Source organism: Oscillibacter sp. (assembly GCF_031978065.1).
Classification (GTDB): Bacteria; Bacillota; Clostridia; order Oscillospirales; family Oscillospiraceae; genus Oscillibacter.
On sequence record NZ_DALZCH010000140.1, the window covers coordinates 1 to 7,137 of the forward strand.

Here is a 7,137-nt window from a genome sequence, read left to right on the forward strand (position 1 = left end):
ATGACCATCAGGTGGGGGAGATGGAACTGGAGGACCGGGGGCTGCGGTATGAGGAGTTTGAGCGGACGAAGGAAGTCCTTGAATTTACAGAGCTGTGATGCGGCATAAAGTCGTTAAACGGCAAAAGGAGGAGGCCGCGCCGCGGCTTCCTCCTTTTTATAGATGCATGTTATGCCTCCTCCGAGGTATCCTTAACAAGAGTCTCCAGAGGGGTTTGCAGAGGGAATTCCTGCCCATCCTGAGACGGAGCGGGGACTTTCCGCCGCTGGGCCAGAATCACGCCGGCGGTAATCAGCACCGCACCCGCCACCGCTGCCGGAGAGATGGGCTCCTTCAGCGTCAGCCCCGCCATGACAATGGTGACAAAGGGAATCAGATACAGGCAGTTGTTAGTGGAGACGACCCCCAACAGCGTAAAGGCCTTCCCCCACAGCACATAGCAAAGGGCGCTGCCGATCAGCCCCAGAAACAGAATGTTGAACAGGGGCAGCGGCCCGGACAGCGGAGCAAGAGAAAACGCTCCGCCGGAAATTGCCATGGGAATGGCGGTAATGAGGCCCCAGAGCATGGTTCGCCGGGTGACCAGAATGGGGTCCAGCTCCGGAGGCATTTTGCGCAGCATCACGGAGTATGTTGCCCAGCAGCAGGCGGACAGGAGGGCGAGAATGTCTCCCTTGGGACTGACCCGGAGGACAAACGCCCCGTTGAACACCACCAGAACCACGCCGGAAAAGGCCACGAGAAAGCCCCAAAGCGTATTTCGGTGCAACTTTTCGTCGGTGGCGAAGTGGGCGATGACGGCTGTGAGAATCGGAGCGGCGGACACAATGATGCTGACGTTGGCCGCCGTGGTATGAAGCAGGGCGGTGTTTTCCGTGAGAAAGTAAATCGAACAGCCCGCGATTCCCAAAGCGGCAAAGCGCAGCTCTGTTTTCCAAGGCAGCAACAGGGGCCGGGGGCGGATAATCCAAAGGGCGATGTAGGCCAGGACGAACCGCATCAGCATGATGCGGGCAGGAGTGTAAAAAACGAGAAGCTGCTTGCTGGCGATGAAGGTGGCCCCCCAAACCAGCACGGTGAACAGGGCGAACACATAGCCCAGCGTGGTCTTTCTTGACGGATTCATAGGTTCCTCCCGCGCGCGGCGCACACAATATAATATTTATCACGATACCACGTTGCGTTTAAAACCGCAAGAGCTTGTTTCGCCGGAGGAGGTTCGGCGGCAACCCTTTCGGAAAAATGGGCTCCGCGCCGTAAAATGCGGAAGCCGTCGGGGGGCAATGCCCGCTCCCCGACGACCTCCGAAGAAATCAGCGCTGGTTCTGCTGCTGATTCTTCTGCTGATTCCGCTGATTCTCTTGCTGCTGATTCTGCTGATTCTGCTGATTCTGCTGATTCTGCTTCTGCTGCTGATTCTGCTGGTTCTGCTGGTTGTTCTCACGGTTCTGTGCCATACTGCACACCTCCCTTCGGTTTGCTGAGTACGAGAAATAGTCTCCCGCGTTCGCTCGAATTTATGTATGCCTACTGCCGCAGTAAATAAAATTTAAAAAAAACACGTTGGCGCTTGACAAATCATACCGATACTGATAAAATAACAAAGCAAAATAAAGTGAGCCGGGTGCATCCGCTCCACCTCCCGCCATTGGCAAAGAGGTTAACACCGTACTCAGGCCGCCAACGGCGGTTTGTTGACAGGCGCGTTCCGCATTGAGGGATTGACGTTTGTTCGGAGAGTTACGCGGATGCCCAGCGGGCGCCCGCGTTTTTTTGCGATTTTTGAATGGAGGTGCTTGGACTATTAGCATGGTAGAGCATGAACTGAACGAGGCGATCCGGGACAAGGAGATCCGTTTGATCGGAGCCGACGGCGAGCAGCTGGGCATCATGCCCTCCGCCGACGCGCAGAAGATCGCCGACGAGCAGGGTGTGGACCTGGTGAAGATTTCACCTCAGGCCAAGCCGCCCGTGTGCAAGCTGATGAACTATGGAAAATTCCGGTTTGAACAGAGCAAGCGGGAAAAAGAAGCCCGGAAGAATCAGCACGTGGTGGAAATCAAGGAAATTCGCATGTCTCCCGGCATCGACATCGGGGATTTCAACACCAAGCTGAAAAATGCCCAGAAGTTCATTGACGAGGGAAACCGCGTCAAAGTATCGGTCCGTTTCCGGGGACGTGAGATGGCCCACACCGATATTGGCAGAGCCTTGCTGGCCCGGTTTGCCGAGCAGTGCGCCGAGACCGCCGCATTGGATAAGACCGCCAAACTGGAGGGCAGGATGATGTCCATTTTCCTCTCTCCCAAAACTGGTAAATAAACAGATTCTGTCAAACACACGGAAGGAGATTTTAATTATGCCGAAGCTGAAAACCCACAGTGGCGCGAAGAAGAGATTCAACCTGAGCAAGAGTGGAAAGGTTAAGCGCGCCCATGCGTTCAAGAGCCATATCCTCACCAAGAAGACCGCTAAGCGCACCCGCCACCTCCGTGCCGGCACCTATGCGGACCAGACCAATGTGGATGCGATCCGCAAGATGATCCCCTACAAATAAGATACTGAACGGTTAGAATAGGAGGCAATTTGAAATGGCAAGAGTAAAAGGCGCGCTGATGACGCGTAAGAGAAGAAATAAGATCATGAAGCTGGCCAAGGGCTATTGGGGCGACAAGTCCAAGCACTTCAGAATCGCTAACGAGGCGGTCATGAAGTCCCTGAGCTACGCTTACACCGGCCGCCGCCTGAAAAAGCGCGACTTCCGTCAGCTTTGGATCACCCGTATTTCCGCGGCCTGCAAGCTCAACGGCATGAACTATTCCACTTTCATGCACGGGCTGAAGACCACCGGCGTGACCATCAACCGCAAGATGCTGGCCGAGATGGCTGTCAACGACGCCGCCGCTTTCACACAGTTGGCCGAAATGGCGAAAAAGGCAGCGTAAAAGCATAATTTACCCATAAAAGCACGGAGACGGACATCCATTCGGATGTCCGTCTTTTTTGCTGTCTTCTGCTGTCTTTCTCTTCTTGGGTGGGCCTCTTCCAATTTAAGAATTGCCATAAAAAAGAAGCAGCGGCTTTTCCAAAAAACGGGAAAAGCCGCTATTTTCTTATTTTTCGTCTTAGAGAGCGGCGTCGTCCTCCGGTGTCCCGTCTTCCTGCGTTTCCTCCTCCAAAGAGGGCTCCGGCTCTGTCCACTCCGCGATGGTGGCAACCAGCCGGTTAATGGGCGTTCCCAGTCCGTGGAATTTCTCTTCGTAATCCGTCATCACGCCCACAGGACCGTTTTCGTGGAGATTCCAGGTGACCTCCGACAGCGTGAAGCCAAATTGGGGAAACTCCTCCACGGAAAACTCAAACAGAGGGGCGTTGTCGGTTTTGAAGTGGACCTGCCCGTCCTCCCGCAAAACCTGACGGTACAGTTTGAGAAAATTCCCGTGGGTCAGGCGGCGCTTGGCATGCCGGTTGGAAGGCCACGGGTCGCAGAAATTAACGTAGATGCGGCTCACCTCGCCGGGCTCAAAAAAGGAGGGAAGCTGGTCGGCGTTTGCGTCTACAAAGAAGACGTTTTCAAGGCCCTCCGTGCGACACCGCTCCATGGCAACCACCATCGCGTCCGGCACCACCTCCACCGCGACGAACAGCACGTCCGGCTCTGCGGCGGCGGTCTGAGCGGTGAACCGCCCCTTGCCGCAGCCCAGCTCCACCCGCAGCTCCCGTGCGTCCGGATTCAGCGTCCGCCACTGTCCGCGCATGGAATAGGGGTCTGAAATCAGCAGCGCAGCGCACTGCTCCATGCGGGGGACTAAATTTTTTTTCTTTCTCATTCGCATCAGGATACATCCTCTCAGTTGTAAAAGCAGACGGAAGTCGCGCTTTCCGTGCCGCCGCACTGCTGTAAAATTGCGTAAAAATTATGAATTCCGGGCTATTATAGCATGCTTTTTTTCCCTTGTAAATGCAGGAAATCGGTAAAAATCCGACCCTGCAAAAAAAGACGCACTTCCTGCATCTGTTAACCCCTTAACACAATCGCATAAAATTACGCAACGAATTTGTATGAAATGTAAAAAAGCAAGAATTGTTAGATTTCTTCCACGATTGGGGGTTGCTAATTGGGGCGGGAGAAACTATAATAAACATTGTGAGTAATTTAGCAAAGTCTGCATTCCCAAAGGGCAGGTGCCTTTGACCTTTGACAAGTATTGGAGGAGGAAGATATGGCGTTTGTAAAATTGGAGGAGAAAGCCGGAGGAGTGGCGGTTCTGACCATTAACCGTCCCGAGGCGCTGAACGCACTGAATGGCGAAGTAATTTCTCAGTTAAACGAGGCGCTGGATCGAATCGACCCGGCGTCTGTCCGCTGTCTGATTATCACCGGAGCGGGACAGAAGGCCTTTGTGGCAGGGGCGGACATCGCGCAGATGCGCGATCTGACAAAAGCGGAGGGCGAGGCTTTCGGCAAACAGGGAAACGACGTGTTTCGCAAGCTGGAAACCCTTGCCGTGCCCACTGTGGCCGCGATAAACGGCTTCGCTTTGGGCGGTGGCTGCGAGCTGGCCATGAGCTGCGACATCCGCCTGTGCGCGGACACAGCGGTGTTCGGCCAGCCAGAGGTGGGGCTGGGTATTACGCCCGGCTTTGGCGGCACCCAACGTATGGCCCGGCTGATCGGCCCCGGAAAAGCGAAGGAGCTGCTCTATACGGCCCGCAACATCAAGGCGCCGGAGGCGCTGAGCGTGGGTCTGGTGCAGGCTGTTTATCCCGCTGAGGCGCTGATGGCGGAGACAGAGAAGCTTGCTGGGCGCATTGCCGGAAACGCCCCTGTTGCCGTTCGGGCCTGTAAGAGGGCCGTGAACGACGGACTTGAGGTGGATATGGACGCGGCGCTGCTCGTGGAAGAAAAGCTGTTTGGCTCCTGTTTTGAGACGGCGGACCAGAAAAACGCCATGGCTGCCTTTGTGGAAAAGCGCAAGCCCGACCCGTTTATAAATGGCTGACGTATTGGCCTTTATGAAATAAATCCCATCAACATGTGAAAATAATAGGAGGATTTACATGAAAGTTGCAGTATTTGGCGCAGGCACAATGGGCAGCGGAATTGCTCAGGTTTTCGCAGCGAAGGGCCACACTGCCCTGATGTACGCAAGTTCCGTCGCTTCCGCCCAGAAGCACAAGGATAAGCTGGCGGCGTCCCTGAAAAAGCGCGTTGAGAAGGGCAAGATGGCGCAGGAGGCAATGGACGCGCTGCTTGCCAACGTGCTGGTGGAAGAAAAGTCCGCCTGTGCGGACGCAGACCTGATCATTGAGTGCGTCAAGGAAGACATGGCCACCAAGAAGGAGCTTTTGAATGAGCTGGACGCCATGTGCAAGCCCGAGACGATCTTCGCATCCAACACCTCCTCTCTGTCCATCACCGAAATGGGCAACGGACTGAAGCATCCCGTTATCGGCATGCACTTCTTCAATCCCGTCCCCAGCATGAAGCTGGTGGAGATCATCCGGGGCGCCAGCACTGCGCAGGAGACCTTTGATTACATCTATAACCTGACCCGCGAAATCGGCAAGGACCCCATCGAGGTTGCCGAGGCTCCCGGCTTTGTGGTTAACAAGGTACTTATTCCCATGATCAACGAGGCTACGGGCCTGGTGGAAACCGGCGTTGCCTCCGTGGAGGACATCGACAAGGCCATGATGTTGGGCGCGAACCACCCCATGGGCCCTCTGGCTCTGGGCGATTTTATCGGTCTGGACGTGTGCCTTGCCATCATGGAGACTCTTTACAACGAGACCGGTGATTCCAAATACCGTCCCGCGCTGCTTTTGCGGAAGATGGTCCGCGGCGGCCTGCTGGGCAAAAAGACCGGTAAGGGCTTCTACGACTATTCCAAGTAAATTCAATATAAGGAGTAAGAAATATGGATTTTCATCTGTCGAACGAGCAGTTGATGCTCCGTAAGATGTATCGCGAATTTGCCGAAACTGAAGTAAAGCCTCTGGCCGAGGAGCTTGACGAGGAAGAGCGGTTCCCCATGGAAACCGTGGAGAAAATGGCAAAGCTCGGCATGATGGGCATTTATTTCCCCAAGGAGTACGGCGGCGCCGGCGGCGACGTTCTCTCCTATGCCATGTGCGTGGAGGAGCTGGCCAAGGTCTGCGGAACCACCGCAGTTATTGTCTCTGCCCATACCTCTTTGTGCTGCGCCCCCATTTTTGAGCACGGCACCGAGGAGCAGAAGAAGAAGTATCTGCCCGACCTGCTTTCCGGCAAGAAAATCGGAGCCTTCGGACTTACCGAACCCGGCGCCGGAACCGACGCCTCCGGCCAGCAGACCATGGCCGTGCTGGATGGCGACCACTATGTACTTAACGGCACCAAGTGTTTTATCACCAACGGCACCGTGGCCGACACCCTCGTGGTGCTCGCCATGACCGATAAGAAGGCTGGCAACCACGGCATCTCCGCCTTCATCGTGGAAAAATCCTTCCCCGGCTTCTCCGTGGGCAAGCACGAGAAGAAGATGGGCATTCGCGGCAGTTCCACCTGCGATCTGATTTTTGAAGATTGCATCGTGCCCAAGGAGAATCTGCTGGGCAAAGAGGGCAAGGGCTTCAAGATTGCCATGCAGACGCTGGACGGCGGCCGTATCGGCATCGCCGCGCAGGCTCTGGGTCTGGCCGAGGGTGCCATTGATGAGGCCGTGAAGTATACGAAGGAGCGCGTTCAGTTCGGCAGACGGCTGAGCCAGTTCCAGAACACCCAGTTCCAACTGGCCGACATGCATTGCCGCACGCAGGCCGCGCAGTATCTGGTGTATGCCGCCGCCTGTAAAAAGCAGCTCCATGAGGATTACTCCATGGATGCCGCCATGGCCAAGCTGTTCGCCGCTGAAACCGCGTCTGATGTGACCCGCCGCGCCGTGCAGCTTTTCGGCGGCTACGGCTATACCCGCGAGTATCCTGTGGAGCGCATGATGCGCGACGCGAAGATCACCGAGATCTACGAGGGTACTTCCGAGGTCCAGCGGATGGTCATTGCCGGCCGCCTGGGCGTGAAATAACTGAGGAGGTAGAGAGTCATGAAAATCATCGTATGTGTAAAGCAGGTACCCGATACCTCCGGAAAGGTGGCTG

9 protein-coding genes are annotated in these 7,137 nt (G+C 55.6%); 7 read left to right on the forward strand and 2 right to left on the reverse strand.

Annotated features, from left to right (window positions below):
* Window positions 1-169: 169 nt before the first annotated feature.
* On the reverse strand, window positions 170-1,126 hold the full coding sequence (locus tag RTK01_RS15145; protein WP_312281772.1) for a DMT family transporter: 957 nt from the start codon (window positions 1,124-1,126) through the stop codon (window positions 170-172).
* A 157-nt stretch (window positions 1,127-1,283) separates the two neighbouring features.
* Here RTK01_RS15145 and RTK01_RS15150 point away from each other — a divergent pair, with 157 nt between their 5' ends.
* From RTK01_RS15150 to rplT, 4 genes are all read left to right on the forward strand, one after another.
* Window positions 1,284-1,484, forward strand: a complete 201-nt coding sequence (locus RTK01_RS15150) for a hypothetical protein (RefSeq protein ID WP_312281773.1) — start codon at window positions 1,284-1,286, stop codon at window positions 1,482-1,484.
* 325 nt (window positions 1,485-1,809) lie between these two features.
* Entirely contained in the window at window positions 1,810-2,322 is a 513-nt protein-coding gene (infC, locus tag RTK01_RS15155; RefSeq protein ID WP_312281774.1) for a translation initiation factor IF-3, read from the forward strand.
* Between the two features lie 37 nt (window positions 2,323-2,359).
* Window positions 2,360-2,557, forward strand: coding sequence for a 50S ribosomal protein L35 (gene rpmI, locus RTK01_RS15160; protein WP_312281775.1), 198 nt, complete (start codon window positions 2,360-2,362; stop codon window positions 2,555-2,557).
* Between the two features lie 34 nt (window positions 2,558-2,591).
* Window positions 2,592-2,945, forward strand: a complete 354-nt coding sequence (rplT, locus tag RTK01_RS15165; protein WP_312281776.1) for a 50S ribosomal protein L20 — start codon at window positions 2,592-2,594, stop codon at window positions 2,943-2,945.
* A gap of 180 nt (window positions 2,946-3,125) precedes the next feature.
* Here the strand turns inward: rplT and trmB are convergent, their stop codons facing one another.
* Window positions 3,126-3,830 (reverse strand): tRNA (guanosine(46)-N7)-methyltransferase TrmB, encoded by a 705-nt coding sequence (gene trmB, locus RTK01_RS15170; protein ID WP_312281777.1) that lies wholly within the window; start codon window positions 3,828-3,830, stop codon window positions 3,126-3,128.
* 393 nt (window positions 3,831-4,223) lie between these two features.
* Here trmB and RTK01_RS15175 point away from each other — a divergent pair, with 393 nt between their 5' ends.
* From RTK01_RS15175 to RTK01_RS15185, 3 genes are read left to right on the forward strand one after another with little or no spacing between them, the layout of a single operon-like run.
* The gene (locus RTK01_RS15175; RefSeq protein WP_312281778.1) at window positions 4,224-5,003 is read left to right on the forward strand and encodes an enoyl-CoA hydratase-related protein; all 780 of its coding nucleotides are present in this window, start codon (window positions 4,224-4,226) and stop codon (window positions 5,001-5,003) included.
* A 58-nt stretch (window positions 5,004-5,061) separates the two neighbouring features.
* On the forward strand, window positions 5,062-5,898 hold the full coding sequence (locus RTK01_RS15180; RefSeq protein ID WP_312281779.1) for a 3-hydroxyacyl-CoA dehydrogenase NAD-binding domain-containing protein: 837 nt from the start codon (window positions 5,062-5,064) through the stop codon (window positions 5,896-5,898).
* 23 nt (window positions 5,899-5,921) lie between these two features.
* On the forward strand, window positions 5,922-7,064 hold the full coding sequence (locus RTK01_RS15185; RefSeq protein WP_312281780.1) for an acyl-CoA dehydrogenase: 1,143 nt from the start codon (window positions 5,922-5,924) through the stop codon (window positions 7,062-7,064).
* The last annotated feature ends 73 nt before the right edge of the window (window positions 7,065-7,137 follow it).

What these genes read in the sequence shown, in the direction of transcription:
- RTK01_RS15185 (WP_312281780.1), top strand. Translation starts at nt 5,922, where the DNA reads ATGGATTTTCATCTGTCGAACGAGCAGTTGATGCTCCGTAAGATGTAT.
- rplT (WP_312281776.1), top strand. Translation starts at nt 2,592, where the DNA reads ATGGCAAGAGTAAAAGGCGCGCTGATGACGCGTAAGAGAAGAAATAAG.
- RTK01_RS15150 (WP_312281773.1), top strand. Translation starts at nt 1,284, where the DNA reads ATGCCCGCTCCCCGACGACCTCCGAAGAAATCAGCGCTGGTTCTGCTG.
- trmB (WP_312281777.1), bottom strand. Translation starts at nt 3,830, where the DNA reads ATGAGAAAGAAAAAAAATTTAGTCCCCCGCATGGAGCAGTGCGCTGCG.
- RTK01_RS15175 (WP_312281778.1), top strand. Translation starts at nt 4,224, where the DNA reads ATGGCGTTTGTAAAATTGGAGGAGAAAGCCGGAGGAGTGGCGGTTCTG.
- rpmI (WP_312281775.1), top strand. Translation starts at nt 2,360, where the DNA reads ATGCCGAAGCTGAAAACCCACAGTGGCGCGAAGAAGAGATTCAACCTG.
- infC (WP_312281774.1), top strand. Translation starts at nt 1,810, where the DNA reads ATGGTAGAGCATGAACTGAACGAGGCGATCCGGGACAAGGAGATCCGT.
- RTK01_RS15180 (WP_312281779.1), top strand. Translation starts at nt 5,062, where the DNA reads ATGAAAGTTGCAGTATTTGGCGCAGGCACAATGGGCAGCGGAATTGCT.
- RTK01_RS15145 (WP_312281772.1), bottom strand. Translation starts at nt 1,126, where the DNA reads ATGAATCCGTCAAGAAAGACCACGCTGGGCTATGTGTTCGCCCTGTTC.